This window comes from Kushneria sp. Sum13, assembly GCF_052692355.1.
In genome coordinates, this window is record NZ_CP199847.1 from 3,409,100 (window position 1) to 3,426,362 (window position 17,263).

The 17,263-nt window shown below is 61.9% G+C and carries 16 protein-coding genes; 10 read left to right on the top strand and 6 right to left on the bottom strand.

Going from position 1 to position 17,263, the window contains the following annotated elements; genetic code table 11:
• Positions 1 to 30 precede the first annotated feature (30 nt).
• Positions 31 to 1,683 carry a catalase gene (locus tag ACUN8C_RS15775; protein WP_445620107.1) on the top strand — a complete coding sequence of 551 codons (1,653 nt, stop codon included), beginning with the start codon at positions 31 to 33 and terminating at the stop codon, positions 1,681 to 1,683.
• Between the two features lie 85 nt (positions 1,684 to 1,768).
• Here the strand turns inward: ACUN8C_RS15775 and ACUN8C_RS15780 are convergent, their stop codons facing one another.
• Positions 1,769 to 1,954: an SEC-C metal-binding domain-containing protein gene (locus ACUN8C_RS15780; RefSeq protein WP_445620108.1), complete on the bottom strand. Its 186-nt coding sequence runs from the start codon at positions 1,952 to 1,954 to the stop codon at positions 1,769 to 1,771.
• 370 nt (positions 1,955 to 2,324) lie between these two features.
• Between ACUN8C_RS15780 and ACUN8C_RS15785 the strand changes: the two genes are divergently transcribed.
• Complete coding sequence (locus tag ACUN8C_RS15785) at positions 2,325 to 2,819, top strand: Hsp20 family protein (protein WP_445620109.1); 495 nt, start codon at positions 2,325 to 2,327, stop codon at positions 2,817 to 2,819.
• Positions 2,820 to 2,911: 92 nt separating this feature from the next.
• On the opposite strand, the gene ACUN8C_RS15790 is transcribed toward ACUN8C_RS15785, so the two are convergent.
• Positions 2,912 to 3,580, bottom strand: a complete 669-nt coding sequence (locus ACUN8C_RS15790; protein WP_445620110.1) for a GntR family transcriptional regulator — start codon at positions 3,578 to 3,580, stop codon at positions 2,912 to 2,914.
• A gap of 281 nt (positions 3,581 to 3,861) precedes the next feature.
• Here ACUN8C_RS15790 and ACUN8C_RS15795 point away from each other — a divergent pair, with 281 nt between their 5' ends.
• The 7 genes from ACUN8C_RS15795 (at position 3,862) to ACUN8C_RS15825 (ending at position 11,798) form a co-directional block, all read left to right on the top strand.
• Complete coding sequence (locus ACUN8C_RS15795) at positions 3,862 to 5,100, top strand: NRAMP family divalent metal transporter (RefSeq protein ID WP_445620111.1); 1,239 nt, start codon at positions 3,862 to 3,864, stop codon at positions 5,098 to 5,100.
• Between the two features lie 13 nt (positions 5,101 to 5,113).
• On the top strand, positions 5,114 to 5,884 hold the full coding sequence (locus tag ACUN8C_RS15800) for a LamB/YcsF family protein (RefSeq protein ID WP_445620112.1): 771 nt from the start codon (positions 5,114 to 5,116) through the stop codon (positions 5,882 to 5,884).
• On the top strand, positions 5,881 to 6,663 hold the full coding sequence (locus ACUN8C_RS15805; protein ID WP_445620113.1) for a putative hydro-lyase: 783 nt from the start codon (positions 5,881 to 5,883) through the stop codon (positions 6,661 to 6,663). Before ACUN8C_RS15800 ends, ACUN8C_RS15805 begins: the two co-directional genes overlap by 4 nt.
• 35 nt (positions 6,664 to 6,698) lie before the next feature.
• Positions 6,699 to 8,306: a 5-oxoprolinase subunit B/C family protein gene (locus ACUN8C_RS15810; protein ID WP_445620114.1), complete on the top strand. Its 1,608-nt coding sequence runs from the start codon at positions 6,699 to 6,701 to the stop codon at positions 8,304 to 8,306.
• Positions 8,303 to 10,066, top strand: coding sequence for an acetyl/propionyl/methylcrotonyl-CoA carboxylase subunit alpha (locus ACUN8C_RS15815; protein ID WP_445620115.1), 1,764 nt, complete (start codon positions 8,303 to 8,305; stop codon positions 10,064 to 10,066). The genes ACUN8C_RS15810 and ACUN8C_RS15815 overlap by 4 nt, the downstream gene beginning before the upstream one ends.
• 430 nt (positions 10,067 to 10,496) lie before the next feature.
• Complete coding sequence (locus ACUN8C_RS15820; protein WP_445620116.1) at positions 10,497 to 10,898, top strand: DUF2382 domain-containing protein; 402 nt, start codon at positions 10,497 to 10,499, stop codon at positions 10,896 to 10,898.
• 48 nt (positions 10,899 to 10,946) lie between these two features.
• Positions 10,947 to 11,798: a YsnF/AvaK domain-containing protein gene (locus tag ACUN8C_RS15825; protein WP_445620117.1), complete on the top strand. Its 852-nt coding sequence runs from the start codon at positions 10,947 to 10,949 to the stop codon at positions 11,796 to 11,798.
• A 63-nt stretch (positions 11,799 to 11,861) separates the two neighbouring features.
• On the opposite strand, the gene ACUN8C_RS15830 is transcribed toward ACUN8C_RS15825, so the two are convergent.
• On the bottom strand, positions 11,862 to 12,365 hold the full coding sequence (locus tag ACUN8C_RS15830) for an Lrp/AsnC family transcriptional regulator (protein ID WP_445620118.1): 504 nt from the start codon (positions 12,363 to 12,365) through the stop codon (positions 11,862 to 11,864).
• Between the two features lie 70 nt (positions 12,366 to 12,435).
• A complete protein-coding gene (locus ACUN8C_RS15835; protein WP_445620119.1) occupies positions 12,436 to 13,092 on the bottom strand; it encodes a hypothetical protein in 657 nt (218 codons plus the stop codon).
• Between the two features lie 306 nt (positions 13,093 to 13,398).
• On the opposite strand from ACUN8C_RS15835, the gene ACUN8C_RS15840 reads away from it, so the two are divergent.
• The gene (locus ACUN8C_RS15840) at positions 13,399 to 14,325 is read left to right on the top strand and encodes a 2-hydroxyacid dehydrogenase (RefSeq protein ID WP_445620120.1); all 927 of its coding nucleotides are present in this window, start codon (positions 13,399 to 13,401) and stop codon (positions 14,323 to 14,325) included.
• 106 nt (positions 14,326 to 14,431) lie between these two features.
• On the opposite strand, the gene ACUN8C_RS15845 is transcribed toward ACUN8C_RS15840, so the two are convergent.
• Together ACUN8C_RS15845 and ACUN8C_RS15850 are read right to left on the bottom strand one after the other, a co-directional pair.
• The gene (locus tag ACUN8C_RS15845) at positions 14,432 to 15,490 is read right to left on the bottom strand and encodes a hypothetical protein (protein WP_445620121.1); all 1,059 of its coding nucleotides are present in this window, start codon (positions 15,488 to 15,490) and stop codon (positions 14,432 to 14,434) included.
• Between the two features lie 294 nt (positions 15,491 to 15,784).
• On the bottom strand, positions 15,785 to 17,245 hold the full coding sequence (locus tag ACUN8C_RS15850) for an NAD-dependent succinate-semialdehyde dehydrogenase (RefSeq protein ID WP_445620122.1): 1,461 nt from the start codon (positions 17,243 to 17,245) through the stop codon (positions 15,785 to 15,787).
• Positions 17,246 to 17,263: the final 18 nt, after the last annotated feature.

Here is a 17,263-nt window from a genome sequence, read left to right on the forward strand (position 1 = left end):
TCGACAGGATGTCAAAAGAGGAAAAATGGCATGTCAGATAGAGATAACGAACTGACCAATCGACAGGGTCATCCTGTCACCAACAATCAGTCGCAGCGCACGGTCGGCAGCCGTGGCCCGGCAACGCTTGAGAACTATCAGTTTCTCGAAAAGATCAGTCATTTCGACCGCGAGCGCATTCCCGAGCGCGTGGTCCATGCCCGTGGCTTCCTGTCCTACGGCGAGTTTGAAGCCACCGGCATGATCGGTGACGAACCGGCATCGAAGTACACGCGTGCGAAACTCTTTCAGGAAGCCGGCAAGAAAACCGATCTGGCACTGCGTTTTTCGACCGTGATTGGCGGGCGCGACTCATCAGAGGCTGCTCGCGACCCGCGTGGTTTTGCCGTCAAGTTCTACACCGAAGACGGCAACTGGGATCTGGTCGGCAACAATCTGCCCGTGTTCTTTATCCGGGATGCGATCAAGTTCCCGGACGTGATCCATTCGCTCAAGCCTGACCCGGTCACCTTCCGTCAGGAACCCAACCGCATCCTCGACTTCATGAGCCAGACGCCTGAATCGATGCATATGCTCACGCATCTATTCAGCCCACGCGGCATTCCGGCCTCCTATCGTCATCAGGAAGGCTTCGGGGTCAATACCTACAAGATGGTCAACGCCCAGGGCGAGACGGTGCTGGTCAAGTACCACTTCCACCCGCAGTGCGGTGTCGCCAGTTTTACCGCGGCCGAAGCCGCCAGGGTACAGGGCCAGGAGCTGGGTTCGGCCTCCAAAGATCTGTTCGAGGCCATCGAGCGCGGTGACTATCCCAAGTGGGACGTCTTCGTCCAGCTGATGGAAGATCACGACCATCCCGAGCTCGACTGGGATCCGCTGGATGACACCAAGATCTGGCCGGAAAACGACTTCCCGCTGCGCAAGATCGGCGTCATGACGCTGAACCGCAACGTGCAGAACTTCTTTGCCGAAAACGATCAGATCGCCATGGGTACCGGCGTACTGGTCGACGGTCTGGACTTCTCTGACGACAAGATGCTGGTCGGTCGTACGTTCTCCTACTCCGATACCCAGCGCTATCGCATCGGGCCGAACTACCTGCAGCTGCCGGTCAACCAGCCCAAAAATGCAAAGGTCGCGACCAACCAGCGTGACGGTCAGATGGCTTACCATGTTGATCACGCGCCGGGCCAGAATCCGCACATCAACTTCGAGCCGTCGATTCATAACGGTCTGCACGAAGCCGAGCAGGAAGAGCCCTACAATGCGCCCGAAGTGCATGGCCGACTGACCCGCAGTGTGCTGGAGCGTCGCAACGACTACGTGCAGGCGCGCGGTCGCTATAACACCATGCAGGACTGGGAGCGTGATGACCTGATCGAGAACCTGTCCGGCATGATGCAGGTGTGCGAGCGTGACGTGCAGGAACGTATGCTGTGGCACTTCTGGATGGTGCATGACGACTACGGTACCCGCATCGCCAAGAACATCGGCATGAGCGTTGACGATGTGAAGCATCTCAAGCCGCTGGCCAAGCAGGTGCTCACTGACGAGGACAAAAAGCGTCTCGAGAACCTGGGCAACAATGGTGACACCATTGACCCCAGCGCCTGGGGCCAGTGGACCAGCTCGGTCGCCAACCGTCAGGCCACGGCAGAAGAAGTGCTCGGCGGCACCCTCTAAACGCCGGGATCACCTGATCTCTGTCTCATAACGAACCGGCGCCTTCGGGCGCCGGTTTTTTTATTCCTGTCTTTTTGCCGGGCGGCTAGCCGCCGTGACACTTCTTGAACTTCTTGTTACTGCCACAGGGGCATGGGTCATTGCGACCGACGTCTTTTAGAGCATTGCGCACCGGTGTCTGAGCACCGTGGTTACAGTTGGGACCGTGGACGTGGCCATGATGGTCGTGATCGTGCTGGCAGTTCGGGCCGTGAACGTGGGGTTGATTCATGTGATGTTTTCCGGTGATCGTGATCCCGTGATTATCGACGCCTGGCGCCAAAAAAGAAGCCCCTGACAAGGACAAACCATACCGCTATTACAAGCCAGTGCTGGAACGCCCTGCTACGGTTGAAAAATTTTTTGTATTGACCCGTTGAAACCTGAAGGACCGACCCTATTTTGCCTGACAGTGGTGCACAATCGGCTGACAGGGATTTTTTCAGGGAAGACTTGAAACGCCGCAAGACGCCACTATTTACCATAATGTCGCGATAACGGGCTCACTCAGAGCTGTAAGCGCGAGCGTAGATGCCGCCCATGCGGGTCTGCGAGTACCGACTCACGGTAGTGACGAACTTTGCTGTTTATCAGGAGGTTTTATGAACGCCATGACCCTTTCCCCACTCTTTCGTCGCAGCATCGGCTTTGATCGCCTGAACGACCTGTTCGAGCAGGCCGTGCACAACGACGCGCCCAGCTATCCGCCCTACAACGTCGAAAAGCACGGCGACAATGACTACCGTATCGCGGTGGCCACGGCCGGATTTGCCGAGGAAGAGCTCGACGTCAACGTCGAAAATCGCGTACTGACCATTACCGGCGGGCGCGGCGAGCAGGACAGTGACACGTCAGGGGTCACCTATCTGCATCGCGGCATCGCCAAACGCGCGTTCCGGCTCTCCTTCAGGCTTGACGAAAACATCGAGATCCAGGGCGCAAAGCTTGAAAACGGCCTGTTGATGGTCGACCTGCTGCGCGTGGTTCCCGAGCAGCAGCGCGCCCGTCAGATCCCGATCAACACGGGCCGGCATGCCCTGAGCGACTTCTCGGACCAGAAGACGCGCGCCGAATCCGGCGAGACCGTCAGCGCCTGAGAGACCGGTTTCGCCCGATCAGAGCGATAAAAACGACGTAAAAGGCCCCGCCAGCCATGGCGGGGCCTTTTGTCATTTGATCATCGAAGCCTTCAAGGCGTGGCCTGGCGCTCCCAGGCGGCCAGCACAACCCGTTCGGACTGAGCCAGATACTGCTCCAGCAGAGCCACGGCCGCTTTGGTATCACCGGCTTCAAAGGTCTCCAGCACCTGCTGGTTCATGTCGACATAGGGGGCATGCAGCCACTCCTTGTCGGACATCAACCCGAAGGCGAGACGCAGCTCGGCCAGAATCTGGCGAAAAAAGCCGTTCAGCCGCGCGCTGTCCGCCAGCGCCACAATGGCACCATGAAAGGCCATGTTGGCCGTACCCACCGCCAGCCAGTCCTGCTGCTCGATGTGCGCGTACGCTTCATTCACTGCGGCGCGCATCTCTCTTACCGCCGGGTGGCTGGGCCAGGCATCACTGAGGGCACGACATTCAATAAAGCGCCGCAGCCGGTAGATCTCGACAATGGAGGCGGCATCGGGGCTGGTCACAAAGACGCCACGATGCGGCTGATGCGTGACCAGACCTTCATGGGCCAGCGTGCGAAAGGCCTCTCTGAGCGTATTGCGCGACACGCCCAGCCGCTCACACAGCGCAACTTCCGACAGACGCTGTCCGGGCGTGAACGCCCCTTCTACCAGCAGGCGTCGAATGCCTGCTGCCACGCTGTCTCCCAGCGATTCACGCCTGTCTTCCAGGGCCTGATTTTTCATTCAGCACGATCCGATCATGACGTTGAGACCCACCCAGTGTTCCCGATAAAGGGGGCTGCCGACAAGCTCGCCTCTCGCCCCGAACTTGCGCACCAAAAGGGTGCCGCGAAGCGCCGTGATGCGCCGAAATGAAACGCAAGTCGAATACCCACCCACTGTCGTCACGGCTATTGTTGAACAATCGATACGGACAACACCTACAAAATCCGGCCGATCAGCCCATTGTGGCACGCTAATTGCTGGTATGGCCTGTGCCCCCTTCCTCTTTCGGAGCCTTTGACATGGCAGATACTCCTGACGTCGGGTTCGCCCGCTCCCGACGCGCCTCACTGATCGGTGCCGTCTTTTTGATGGCCACCTCGGCCGTGGGTCCCGGCTTTATCACCCAGACCGCCACCTTTACTGCCACCATGGGCGCAGCCTTTGCCTTTGGCATTCTGGCCTCAATCCTGATCGACCTGGTGGTACAGCTCAACATCTGGCGCGTGGTCACCGTCACCGGCATGCGCGCCCCAGAGGTCGCCAACGCCGCGCTGCCCGGCAGTGGTTATCTGCTGGCGATTTTGATCATCATTGGCGGGCTGACCTTCAACGTGGGCAACATCGCCGGCGCCGGTTTGGGGCTCAATGCCCTGCTGGGGCTGGACACGACCTGGGGTGGGCTGATCAGCGCCGTGATTGCCGCCGGTATTTTCTCTTCCCGACGCGCCGGCGTGGCCATCGATCGCATCATCATTGTGCTGGGCGTGTTGATGATGGCGATGACGGTGTTCGTCGCCATCGCCTCCAACCCGCCCGTGGGCGAGGCCCTGCGTCAGACCGTGATGCCCGATACCATCAACTTCGCCACCATCACCACCATCGTGGGCGGCACCGTCGGCGGCTATATCACCTACGCCGGCGCTCACCGCCTGCTGGACCGCGGCCTAGGCGGCGTCGAGAATGTCGAGACCGTGTCGAAAGCGGCCCTGCGCGGCATCCTGGTCACCGGGCTGATGCGCTACATCCTGTTTCTCGCCATTCTCGGCGTGGTCGCCAGCGGTGTGGTCATTGATGTCTCCAGTCAAAGCGCCAACCCGGCCGCTCAGGCCTTTCAGGCCGCCGCCGGAGCGCTGGGCCTGCGCGCCTTTGGCCTGATTCTGTGGGCCGCCGGCATCACCAGCATCATCGGGGCGGCCTATACCTCCATGAGCTTTTTAAGCGCCTTTCGCCCCGGCATCAGCGAGGGCGTACGTAACCGCGCCACGCTGGTATTCATCGCACTCTCGCTGATCGCCTTTGTATCGATAGGCACCCCGCCCGCCGCGCTGCTGGTGTTTGTCGGCGGCTTCAACGGCCTGATTTTGCCGGTGGGCCTGACGCTGTTCATTTATGTTGCCTGGCGGCGTAGTGACCTCATGCACGGACATCGCTACCCACGCTGGCTGCTGGTCTCCGGCGCCGTGGTCTGCGCGCTCACCTGGTATATGGGCTTTAACGCCATCGGCCCGATCTTTGCCTTTCTGACACCCTCTGCCTGAACAGGAGTCTCACATGTCCTTTATCGATTTGAACAGCGATCTGGGGGAAAGCTTCGGGGCGTGGCACATGGGCGATGACGCCGCCATGCTCGGCATCGTCACCAGCGCCAACGTCGCCTGCGGCTTTCATGCCGGCGACCCGGCCGGCATATTGCGCACCCTCAAGGCGGCGGCCAGCCATGGCGTCACGGTCGGTGCCCATGTCGGCTATCCGGATCTGGTGGGCTTTGGCCGACGCAACATGGACATCGCAAGCGATGAACTGCGCGCCGATGTGATCTACCAGATCGGCGCCCTCAGGGGGCTGGCCCGCGCCGCCGGCACGCAGGTGCGCTACGTCAAGCCACACGGCGCGCTCTACAACACCATCGCCCATGATCGGCGCCAGGCCGACGCCGTGCTGGCCGCCATTGATGATGTCGATGCCTCGCTGGTGCTGATGACGCTGGCAGGGTCACCGCTGAATGACTGGGCACGCAAGGCCGGTCTGCGCGTCGCCGCCGAGGCCTTTGCCGATCGCGCCTACCAGAGCGATGGCAGCCTGGTCTCGCGACGGGAAGCGGGGGCCGTGCTTCACGATGCCGACCAGGTCGCCGAGCGGATGCACCGGCTGGTGCGAGAAGGCGTCATCGAGTGCATCGACGGCCACGACATTGCCCTTCAGGCTGACTCCATCTGTGTCCACGGCGACAGCCCCGGCGCCGTCGCACTGGCCGCGGCCGTACGATCACGCCTGGCCAGGACCGGCATCGAGCTCAGGGCTTTTGCAGGGACAGGGCCATGAGCGCAATCGATCAGGCCCGTCAGGCGCGCGAACGTTTTCGAGCCGGCGAGCGCCGGCCCACCGCCGGACTCGCCCCGGCCATGACCCAGGCCAATCTGATCGCCCTGCCACGCGACTGGGCATGGGATTTCCTGCTCTATGCCCAGCGCAATCCGCAGGCCTGCCCGGTACTGGAGGTCAGCGACCCCGGCGACTGGTGCACCGGGCTTGCCGAGGGCGCGGACCTTCGCACCGACCTGCCGCGCTATCGCCTCTGGCGCGACGGCGTGCTCATCGAGGAACTCGATGATGCCCGGTCCTGCTGGGCAGAGCACCCGGATCTGGTCACCTTCCTGATCGGCTGCAGCTTCACCTTCGAAAGCGCCCTGATCGAGGCCGGCATCGAGGTGCGCCATATCACCGACAACACCAACGTGCCGATGTATCGCACTACGCTGCCCTGTCGCCCGGCCGGGCGACTGCAGGGCGAGGTAGTGGTCTCGATGCGTCCGCTTCCGGCGGCCCATATCGCCCGGGCAAGCACCATCACCGCGCGCTACCCCGGCGTGCACGGCGCCCCGATTCACGTGGGCGATCCGGGGGCGCTGGGCATCCGGGACATCGACCGACCCGACTTTGGCGACCCCGTGCGCATCGAGCCCGGTGAAATTCCAGTGTTCTGGGCCTGTGGCGTCACCCCGCAGGCTGCCGTGATGGCTTCGAAGGTGCCCTTTGCACTTACCCATGCACCGGGGCACATGTTCATCACCGATGTGCCGGACAGCCGCTATCACGTCTGAGTCGACACGCCCATGGCACGCTTTCAGGAGTTCCCGTGAGAATACTTCCCGTCAATCTGAGCACCCTGCTGGTCGAGCTGGATGACCTGTCGCAGGCGCTGGGGCTTTTCGACCAGCTCCAGCGCGAGCCCATCGAGGGGGTGACCACCATCATTCCGGCAGCGCGCACCCTGCTGATGTATTTCACGCCGAGTCGCATCAGCGCCGCGCAGCTCGCTCGGGCGCTCAGGACGCGCCCTGTCAGCGGTGGTGGCCACCAGCACAGTGAGCTGATCGAGATTCCCGTGTGCTACAACGGTGAAGACCTTGATGACGTGGCAAGGCTGCTGGACATGAGCACCGATGAAGTAATCCGACGTCACGGCGAGCATGAGTATCAGGTTGCCTTCTGCGGCTTTGCCCCGGGCTTTGCCTATCTTTCTGGCGGGGCGGGCTTTGACGTGCCCCGGCGCGACTCGCCGCGCACCCGCATTCCGGCCGGGTCCGTGGCGCTGGCCGGCACCTTCAGCGGCATCTATCCCACTGACAGCCCCGGCGGCTGGCAGCTGATCGGTACCACACCGCTTGAGATGTGGGATCTGCACCGCGAGCCGGCAGCGCTGTTACAGCCCGGCATGCGTGTGCGCTTTACCGAAAGCGATGCCTCACCAACGCGTGCCAGCGCCAGTGTGCCCGCCGATACCGCCAGTTCTGCGGAGAAGACCGACGCCGCGCCCTGTCTGGAAATCATTCAGCCCGGGCTTCAGAGTCTTTTCCAGGACCTCGGCCGCGAGGGCCAGACCGGTCAGGGCGTCTCCGGTGCCGGCGCACTGGACAAGCACGCCCTGCGCAGTGCCAACCGGATTGTCGGTAACCCCTCCCATTCAACGGTCATTGAAACCGCCCAGGGCGGGCTGTCGCTGCGCTGTCACCGGCCCACCATCGTGGCCGTGACAGGCGCGGAAACCACGGTGTCGATCAGGACCGCCGAGGGCACCCGGCATGACGGCGCGCGCTGGCAGCCCATCGAGCTGGCCGAAGGCGACATCCTGACGCTGGGCGCGACCACGGCCGGGGTACGCTGCTACCTGGCCCTGCGCGGCGGCTTTGATGTGGTCCCGGTGCTTGGCAGCTGTGCCACCGATACCCTGGCAAAACTGGGGCCGGCGCCCTTAAAACGCAATGATCTGCTGCACTCGGCCAATGGCCCCGTCACGGCACTGTCACTGGGTGAGTCGCCTGAATTTGATCTGCCCCGCGGCGGTGAGTGCATCACGCTCGATATCGTCATGGGCCCGCGCAGTGACTGGTTTACCAATGAGGCGCTGCCCCTTTTATGCGAGCAGGCCTGGCAGGTCACTCCGCAGTCCGACCGGGTCGGCATTCGTCTGGAAGGTGAGCATTCACTTTCTCGCCAGCGCACTGGTGAACTGCCCAGCGAGGGTACGGTCACCGGCGCCCTGCAGGTGCCGGCCAGCGGCCAGCCGGTACTGTTTCTGGCCGATCATCCGCTGACCGGCGGCTACCCGGTGATCGCCTGCGTGGCCGAGCACCATCTGGATCTCGCCGGTCAGATTCCCTCCGGCGCTACCATTCGCTTCAACCCGATAACCCGTTTCGCACCGCTTGCCGGTGACGACGGCCTGACTGAGGTCACGTCATGAATGCTCCAGCCGCTCCCCACGCCCCACGTCCGCTGAAAAAGGTCCTGATCGCCAATCGCGGTGAGATCGCCGTGCGCATCATTCACGCCTGTCGCGACTACGGCGTCACCTCGGTAGCCGTTTACGCCGAGGGGGATCTTGACGCCCTCCACGTGCGCCTGGCCGATGAAGCCTACAGTCTGGGCGGCGAGCGCCCGAGCGAGAGCTATCTGTCGATCGAACGGCTGCTGGATGTCGCTCGCCGTGCCAATGTTGATGCCGTTCATCCGGGCTATGGCTTTCTTTCCGAGCGCGCCGACTTCGCCCGCGCCGTGCAGGACGCCGGGCTGATCTGGATCGGCCCGAACCCGGACACCATCGACGTGCTGGGGGACAAGGTTCAGGCGCGGCGGCTGGCGCTCAAGGCAGGCGCCCCGCTGGCCCGCGGCACCGAAGACCCGGTGGCAAGCGCCGACGAGGTGGTGGCCTTTGCCGAAGAGGTGGGTCTGCCAATCGCCATCAAGGCAGCGTTTGGTGGCGGCGGGCGCGGTCTCAAGGTCGCCTGGCACATGGATGAAGTGGCCGAGTGCTACCACTCGGCGGTGCGTGAGGCCGAAGCCGCCTTCGGCCGCGGCGAATGCTTCGTCGAGCAGTATCTTGATCGCCCGCGCCACATTGAGGCGCAGATCATGGGCGATCGTCACGGCAACGTGGTGGTGGTCGGCACCCGCGACTGCTCGCTGCAGCGGCGCAATCAAAAGCTGGTCGAGGAGGCCCCAGCGCCCTTTTTAAGCAACGAGCAGCGCCAACAGATCCATCAGGCCGCCCACGACATCTGCGCCAGAGCAGGCTATATCAGTGCCGGCACGGTCGAATTTCTGCTCGCCAGCGACGACACCCTCTCCTTTCTCGAGGTCAACACGCGGTTGCAGGTCGAACACCCGGTGACCGAGGAGACGGCCGGGGTGGATCTGGTGATCGAGCAGCTGCGCATCGCCGAAGGCCATCCGCTCTCCTTTACCGAGACGCCCACACCGCGCGGCCACAGCTTTGAATTTCGCATCAACGCCGAAGACGCCGCCAAGGGCTTTCTGCCCACGCCCGGCGCCATCGACGCGTTCAATGCCCCCACCGGCGCCGGCGTGCGTCTGGACAGCGGCGTTGAAAGCGGCGGGCGCGTCTCGGGGCATTTCGATTCCCTGATGGCCAAGCTGATCATCACCGGCGCCACCCGCGAGCAGGCCATCGCCCGGGCGCGGCGCGCGCTTGAGCATTTCGAAATTGAAGGCGTGGCATCAACGCTGCCCTTTCATCGCGTGGTAATGGCGCATCCGGATTTCACCGGCGCAGACACGTTCAACGTGCACACGCGCTGGATCGAGACCGGCTTTCAGGACACTCTTGAGTGGGCACCGCGCCAGCCCCCTGCTACCGAGCCCGACATGCTGCACGCCATGATCGATATCGATGGCAAGCGCCATCGCATCGGGCTGCCCGCCGCGCTGCTTCAACATTTCGGCTCGAGCGAGGCGAGTCTTGCCGTCGAGACAGAGCAGGCGTCGACAGAAGGCAGTGTTACGGCGCCCATCAGCGGCACGCTGCTGGCATGGCAGGTCGAGAACGGTGCTCGGGTCAACGAGGGCGACGTCATCGCGATCATGGAGGCGATGAAGATGGAAACACAGATTACGGCCGAGACCAGCGGCCTCCTTACCCTTCAGGTTCAGGCGGGCGAGTCGATCGAGGCAGGTCGTGTCATCGCCGGAATCACCCCGGACTGACCGGGCCGGTCGATGCGATCGTCATGATTTCAACAGGGACGCTGCGGCGTCCCTTTTTTCATCTGCCTCTTTCCCACCCACCTCTTTCCCATCTATCCCGGCCTTTTGATTCATCTCCTGCACTGCCGGGGCATGCCTGCACGTTAACAGGGACTTTTGATGAAAGACTCCTGGTGATGATATTCAACGCGGGCGTGCAGCCATTAATACTTTGCGATAATCCATTGACGGCAAAAATGCCAGAAAACGACGCCAAATGGTCGTAAAGGCACAACAAATGCTGTGATGTATCTGACTAACACCAAAGATAACACGAAAGAATTCGCTTACTGCGTACGACCTGCCAGAGTGAAGAGTGTCCCCTGCTCGAACGGTATCAACCGGGCTTCAACAGGTGACTGACCTTTCATGACCCCGGCAGGAGTTTTCCATGACGAAGGATTCATCGCCCAGCGATCAGGAGCAGCGTCTTCCCCTGCTCGAGGAAACGCTCGATGTCTCTCGTCGTGAGGTGACGACCGGCCGGGTCAGGGTCAGCACACAGACGCATGAGCGCACACAAGCGGTCGAGGCCACGCTCTTGCAGACACGTGTCGAAGTCGATCACGTCGAGATCAATGAGTATATCGATGCGATGCCCGAGACGCGCCAGGAGGGCGATACCACCATTATCCCGGTAGTGGAGGAAGTGCTGGTGGTGGAACGACGGCTGCGCCTGAAGGAAGAGGTGCATGTTCGCCGGGTTCACAGCCAGACGCCTTGGCGCGAGGAGGTCACGCTGTGCGAGCAGAAGGCCGTGGTGACTCGTCAGGACGACGATACGCCAGAGTAGGCCATAACGGCCGATAGCCAATCCGAGCACGATGCAGGAGCATATTTCATGGATGAACAACTCGTTGTTGCCGTATATGACACCGAAGCACGCGCCAATGCCGCCATGCACGACCTGCGTGAAGCCGGCATTCCCGAAGAAGCCATCAACCGCCACGCCCATGAGGGCCGTGAAGAGACATCCGCGCACGAACAGCACGACAAGCCGAGCTTCTGGCAGCGCCTGTTCGGCAAGAGCGATGAAGACACCAGCGATTACGATCGCAACGTCGAACAGGGCGCCACGGTCATTGCCGTACGAACCTCCATCGAAGACCTTGAGCGCATCGAGGATATTCTGGAAAGACACGACCCGGTCGACATCGACGAACAAAACATCAAGCACGCCGGGTCACCGGGCGCAGGCGTAGCCCCGAGCGTGGCCTCCGGCAGCATGGCATCCGGTGTCGCTCACGCAAAGCCGGCCGATCATGACACTCACAATGCCCATGACGGCCATACCGACAGGGAAGAGCGGCTTGCACTGTCCGAGGAAGAGCTCAAGGTCGGCAAGCGTGACGTCGATCGTGGTACCACCCGCGTCCGCCGCCACGTGGTCAACGAGCGAGTCGAGGAAGATGTGGCCCTGCGCGACGAATCGGTCTCCGTCGAGCGTCGCCCGGTCACCGGCGATCGCCCTGTCAGTGATGCCGACTTCACCGACAAGACCGTCGAAATGACCGAGACTGACGAAGAAGCCGTCGTCAGCAAGGAAGCCCACGTGCGCGAAGAAGTGGCCGTTCGCAAGGATGTCGGAGAACATACCGATCACATCAGCGAAAACGTGCGCCATCACGAAGTCGATATCGACAAGACGGATGACACCCGTCGTGATGACAAGCTGGACCCCAAAAACCGCTGATTTTTTTTAGCGCTATTCAAAAGCCCGGTGCACTGCACCGGGCTTTTTGCGTTTCAGAGGCGATTAAACGCGCTCCTGTGGGCCGGAAAGCAGCGTGCGCAGCGGCAGCTGCTCCTTGATGATGGGGGATTTGATCACGATATAGCTGAAATACTTTTCGATGCCGATCTCACGCTCGATCAGTGCCTCCATCACGCTTTGATAGTGGGCAATGCTGCGGGCAATAAAGCGCAGCAGATAGTCATAGCCCCCACTGATCAGATGACACTCCATCAGCTCATCGATCTCGCGAATGCTTTGCTCAAAGCGCAGAAAATCCTCCCGGCGATGATCGCACAGGGTGACCTCGGTAAACACGGTCACGCTTTCCAGCATTTTGGTCAGATCAAGGCGTGCCTGAAACGAGGTGATATAGCCGGCCGCCTCCAGTCGCTTGACCCGCTGCAGACAGGGGCTGGGAGAGAGGCCGACGGCGTCGGCCAGATGGACGTTGGTCATGCGACCATCGTTTTGTAACTGCACCAGAATATTGATGTCGATGCGATCGAGTCGAACGGAACCCACCATGAAGCGCCTTTTTTTTGTGTCTTCGGGCCCGCCTGCTGCTGCCAGAGTGTGCGGGGGTCGCTTCCCCTGTCTAAAGGATTTCACGACGCAGGGCAAGCTGATGCGCGCCGATGAAGTCACCCAGCGATGTGAACTGCCACGTCGCCGGCGTATCAAGGAACGCCTGACCCGGCCTTGCGCGTGTAATGCGACAATAGCCCGCACCGCGTGACGTCGGCGCCGGCCCTGCACTCACCAGAAGCACCTCGGGGTCTTTCACGATCTCGTGGATGGCAGCCCGGGCGGCCACAAAGCTGCCGGTGGCCAGCCGCTCGTGGGTGGCAAGCCCGATGCGCCGGTCCAGTGCTGCAAATTCACGCTCATCAAGCGAGCTCACCACGCTTAGCCGATAGAACTTGCGCAGATAGTGAATGGCGCCCGGCGCATCTTCATACAGCGTGCCGGCATCCACCGTGCCGGCAAAGGCAATACCGGCCTGCCAGTCACTTTCAAGCCCCCACTCGCTTGCCAGCGCGCAGTAGACCACGCAATGGGCCGACACCGTGTTCATGTCGGCATCGGTCAGCGCATGAAGCGCCCGGAAGTAATCGGCCAGCACCCGATCGGGCGCCGGCGGGTCGCGCATCTGCCCCAAAAGCGGTGCAAGCCCCTCAACAATTGTCGTGTCGCGGTCCATCAGCACCCCGTGTGCGGCAATGCACAGTCTCGGGTAATCCGTCAGCTGCATCCCTTGAGCTCCTCTTCGCTCTGGTCGACTTCGGGCCCGTTATGGGCGAGCCTCTCTGCCATGCCTTCCAGACTACGATGCCCGCGGCCTCAGGTGACGTGCGTATTTCGCCCTGTCACCGCGGATCGCACTGAATCCCGGGGGCTGCACGGCATGATTCACTGAGGCGGCTTCCCGACAGTGCAATCTGCGCTCGAGACTCGAAATTCGGATCATTCACGTCGCGCAGCGCCCCATAACGGTATCGCATGCGCGTTGATCAAGGGCACGATAGAAGACCTGTTCAATCACCGTGAGGCGCCTGTCATGGCACTGCTGTACAAATCCGATCCCGACCGCGGCCGACGCTGGCAGGCCCTGTTTGCCGAGCACGCCCCGGATATCGAGTTTCGCCAGTGGCCGGACATTGGCGACCCCGAAGACATCCGCTATCTACTGGCCTGGCAGCCGCCGGAGGATATCGCTACCCTGCTGCCCAACCTTGAGGTGCTGTTTGCCACCTCCGCCGGTATCGATCAGTTCGACCCAAACGTCCTGCCTGACGGGCTTCCCGTGGTGCGCATGCTCGACCCCGCCATCGAGCAGGGCATGATCGAATATGCCACCTTCGCCACGCTCTGGCGGCATCGTCACATGAGTGATTACGTGCGCCAGCAGCACGACCGACACTGGCAGGCCCACATGCTTGTTCCCGCCGGCCGGCGACGCATCGGGGTGCTGGGGCTTGGGCAGCTGGGCGGTGCGATCGCACGCCATCTCAAGGGCTACGGCTTTCAGGTCAGCGGCTGGGCGCGCACGCCGCGCAACCTGCCCGGCATCACCACCCATGCGGGTGCTGAAACGCTCGATGCGTTTTTATCCGAATGCGACATTTTGATCTGCGTTTTGCCACTGACCCGGGATACCCGTGGCGTGCTCGATTACGCCTTGTTTGAGCGTCTGCCGCAGGGAGCATCGCTGATCAACATGGGGCGCGGCGACCATCTGGTAGAGGCAGACCTTACCCGGGCGCTGGACAGCGGCCAGCTCTCCGGCGCGGTGCTGGATGTCCTGAGCGAGGAACCACCGGCGCCGGATCATCCCTTCTGGCAGGATCCACGCATTCTCATGACGCCACATGTCGCGGCCATGACCCAGCCCGATACCGCCTTCCCGGTGCTGCTTGAAAACCTGCGCCGCCATCAGCGTGGCGACGCCATGATCGGACAGGTCGACCGCCAGCGCGGTTACTGAATACCGCCGGGGCCGGCGGACATGAAAGGCACAATAAAACGCCCGGCACATGGCCGGGCGTTATGGTGGGACCAATCATCAAGGGTCCTGATGGACAGGTGCGCGCTTAACGGCGACGGGCCTGAACATCATGACGCGTCTGCATCCTGCCGCCCAAAAGCCCGGCAAAGCTGCTGATCAGGGCAGCGATGACCATGGCAATGAAGGCCATCATGGCAGAGTTGCGCAGGCTTTCGGCGGCCTGTTCAGCCCCTTCACGCAGCGACTTCTCGGCCTCGGCCAGCTCCTGTTGCGCCTGCTGGATATAGGTATCGAGACGATCGACCTGCTGTTTCATCTGTGCCACGCCCTCATCGAGTCGGGCCATGGATTCATCAACAAACTGTTCGGCGTCGGATTGACTCATGTCGGTGTTGCTGGCCAGTGCATTGACCAGCGCATCACGATCAACGTCCTGCTTGATGTTTTCAAGACGCGCCTGCTGTTTGTCGACCAGCTCCTTGAGGATGGCTTCATAATTGGAAGGGTTACTGGCCAGGTGGCGGGCAGCGGTCTGAATATCATCGCCCGCCGCCTGCGCCTGATTGCTCAGATACTCGGGCTGCAGTGAGCCAGTATCCGTATCACGCAGTACCTGACTGACCTGACGCTGAAGGTTCTGGTCCTCCAGCAGGGAATCGCCATCAGGGGAAAAATCGAAGTTTTCGCTGAGGTGCTCGCCCAGAGAAGAGGTGGCACTGCCAAGCCCCTTTGCCACACTGCCGGTGACCTGACCGGCCCCCGAAACGATCGAGCCCACCGCACTGGCGCCGCCGGAGACGATACTGCCGGCGGCAAATCCGATCAGTACCATCGATATCAGCGTCGCGGTCGCCCAGCTCAAAAAACCATGGATAAAACCGCGCACGTTGGCCAGTCGCCCCGCCACGAAACCACCGGCAGCAAAGCTGATCACCAGAAACACGGCAGAGGAAATGCCAAAGGCAGTACCCAGACCGTCAAAGGGGTTATTCGACATGGGGTCGATCACACTGGAACCGATGGCGGTTCCCAGCAGCGACAGAATGGCGGAAATGGCGAGGACGGTCACCACACCTGCAATGACACTGCCCCATGACACGCGGTCGATCGACTCGCGCACGGTTCCAACGGTGGTATCTGCCATTGTCTAATTCCTTTTATGAAGCGCCACTCCGTGACGCTCTTTAACAGATCAGCCCCGACGGGCGCCAAACTGTTGTCCATTGAGCCATGCGTGCTTTTCATTTCGACATGACACTTTTTCAAGATAGCCTCATAAGTGCCCGCAGGCGCTGTATTTAATATTTATTTCATTGGAATGGTTAAAGGTGGTCATCATCGCGGTCCAGTCCACGCAAAACGGCCCGGCAGATGCCGGGCCGTTTTGCCATAACCGTTCTGGTCTATAGTCGTCCTTATTTACGATAGTCCGCCCAATTTACGATAGCCCGCCCATGTGGAAGGCCTTTTCCTCGAAGTACTCGTCAAGCCCCTGGCGCGCGCCCTCGCGCCCCAGCCCCGACTGCTTGACGCCGCCGAAGGGCGCCACTTCCATCGAGATCGCACCGGTATTGAGCCCCACCATGCCGAACTCCAGCGCCTCACCCACACGCCAGGCGCGGCGCATGCTCTCGGTGAAGAAGTAGGCCGCGAGCCCAAACGGCGTGGCATTGGCAATGCGCAGCGCCTCTTCTTCAGTATCAAAGCGCATGATCGGTGCCACCGGGCCGAAGGTTTCCTCGCGGGTGATCAGCATGGTTTCGGTCACGCCGGTCAGAAGGGTCGGCACCACCTGCCGACTGTGGCCATCGGGCACGCCGCCGCAGACCAGCTGCGCACCGTGGTTCAGCGCGTCATCGATATGCGCCGCTACCTTCTCCACCGCCTGATCATTGATCAGAGGGCCGATGCTGACGCCCTTGTCCATGCCGTTGCCGCACTTGAGCGCGCCCATCGTTTCTTCGAGACGCGCCACGAAACTGTCGTGAATGCCGGACTGCACCAGTATGCGGTTGGCACAGACACAGGTCTGGCCGGCATTGCGAAACTTGCTGGCCATGGCGCCGGCCACCGCCAGCTCAATATCGGCATCATCAAAAACGATCAAGGGCGCATTGCCTCCCAGCTCCAGGCTCAGGCGCTTGATCTCTTCGCTACACTGGCGCATCAAAAGCCGCCCGACCCGGGTCGAGCCGGTGAAGGAGAGCTTGCGAACCGTCGGGTTACCGGTCAGCTCACCGCCGATGCCCTCCGGCAGACCGGTGACGATATTGATTACCCCGGGCGGGAAACCGGCACGTTCGGCCAGTACGGCCAGGGCCAGCGCCGACAGAGGGGTAAGCTCCGAGGGTTTGATCACGATCGGACAGCCCGCGGCGAGTGCCGGGGCGCACTTGCGCGTGATCATGGCATTGGGGAAGTTCCACGGCGTGATGGCCCCACACACGCCCACCGGCTGCTTGAGGACCAGAATGCGTCGGTCCGCCGTCGGCGCCGGAATTGTTTCGCCATAGGCACGGCGGGCTTCTTCGGCAAACCACTTCACAAAGCTTGCCCCGTAGCGAATTTCACCGCGGGACTCCTCCAGCGGCTTGCCCTGCTCACGGGTCATGATCAGCGCCAGGTCTTCAAGATTGTCGAGCATCAGATCGTGCCAGCGCATCAGCAAGCCGGCGCGATCCGCTGCCGGGCGGGCGCGCCACGCGGGCCAGGCCGCATCAGCGGCTTCGATGGCTCGCCGGGTCTCACCTGCCCCCATGGCGGCCACCGAGGCAAGCCGCTCGCCGCTGGCCGGATCCGTGACGTCGATCGTGGTGCCGTCATCGCTCTGGCACCACTGCCCGTTGATAAACCCTGCATCCCGCCAGAGGGCGGGGGCGTTCAGCACCGGTCTGCTCATATTGTCCTCTCCTGCATG

Excerpts from the sequence above, each read along its gene's own strand:
- ACUN8C_RS15775 (WP_445620107.1), top strand. The coding sequence starts at position 31 with ATGTCAGATAGAGATAACGAACTGACCAATCGACAGGGTCATCCTGTC.
- ACUN8C_RS15780 (WP_445620108.1), bottom strand. The coding sequence starts at position 1,954 with ATGAATCAACCCCACGTTCACGGCCCGAACTGCCAGCACGATCACGAC.
- ACUN8C_RS15785 (WP_445620109.1), top strand. The coding sequence starts at position 2,325 with ATGAACGCCATGACCCTTTCCCCACTCTTTCGTCGCAGCATCGGCTTT.
- ACUN8C_RS15790 (WP_445620110.1), bottom strand. The coding sequence starts at position 3,580 with ATGAAAAATCAGGCCCTGGAAGACAGGCGTGAATCGCTGGGAGACAGC.
- ACUN8C_RS15795 (WP_445620111.1), top strand. The coding sequence starts at position 3,862 with ATGGCAGATACTCCTGACGTCGGGTTCGCCCGCTCCCGACGCGCCTCA.
- ACUN8C_RS15800 (WP_445620112.1), top strand. The coding sequence starts at position 5,114 with ATGTCCTTTATCGATTTGAACAGCGATCTGGGGGAAAGCTTCGGGGCG.
- ACUN8C_RS15805 (WP_445620113.1), top strand. The coding sequence starts at position 5,881 with ATGAGCGCAATCGATCAGGCCCGTCAGGCGCGCGAACGTTTTCGAGCC.
- ACUN8C_RS15815 (WP_445620115.1), top strand. The coding sequence starts at position 8,303 with ATGAATGCTCCAGCCGCTCCCCACGCCCCACGTCCGCTGAAAAAGGTC.
- ACUN8C_RS15820 (WP_445620116.1), top strand. The coding sequence starts at position 10,497 with ATGACGAAGGATTCATCGCCCAGCGATCAGGAGCAGCGTCTTCCCCTG.
- ACUN8C_RS15825 (WP_445620117.1), top strand. The coding sequence starts at position 10,947 with ATGGATGAACAACTCGTTGTTGCCGTATATGACACCGAAGCACGCGCC.
- ACUN8C_RS15830 (WP_445620118.1), bottom strand. The coding sequence starts at position 12,365 with ATGGTGGGTTCCGTTCGACTCGATCGCATCGACATCAATATTCTGGTG.
- ACUN8C_RS15835 (WP_445620119.1), bottom strand. The coding sequence starts at position 13,092 with ATGCAGCTGACGGATTACCCGAGACTGTGCATTGCCGCACACGGGGTG.
- ACUN8C_RS15840 (WP_445620120.1), top strand. The coding sequence starts at position 13,399 with ATGGCACTGCTGTACAAATCCGATCCCGACCGCGGCCGACGCTGGCAG.
- ACUN8C_RS15845 (WP_445620121.1), bottom strand. The coding sequence starts at position 15,490 with ATGGCAGATACCACCGTTGGAACCGTGCGCGAGTCGATCGACCGCGTG.
- ACUN8C_RS15850 (WP_445620122.1), bottom strand. The coding sequence starts at position 17,245 with ATGAGCAGACCGGTGCTGAACGCCCCCGCCCTCTGGCGGGATGCAGGG.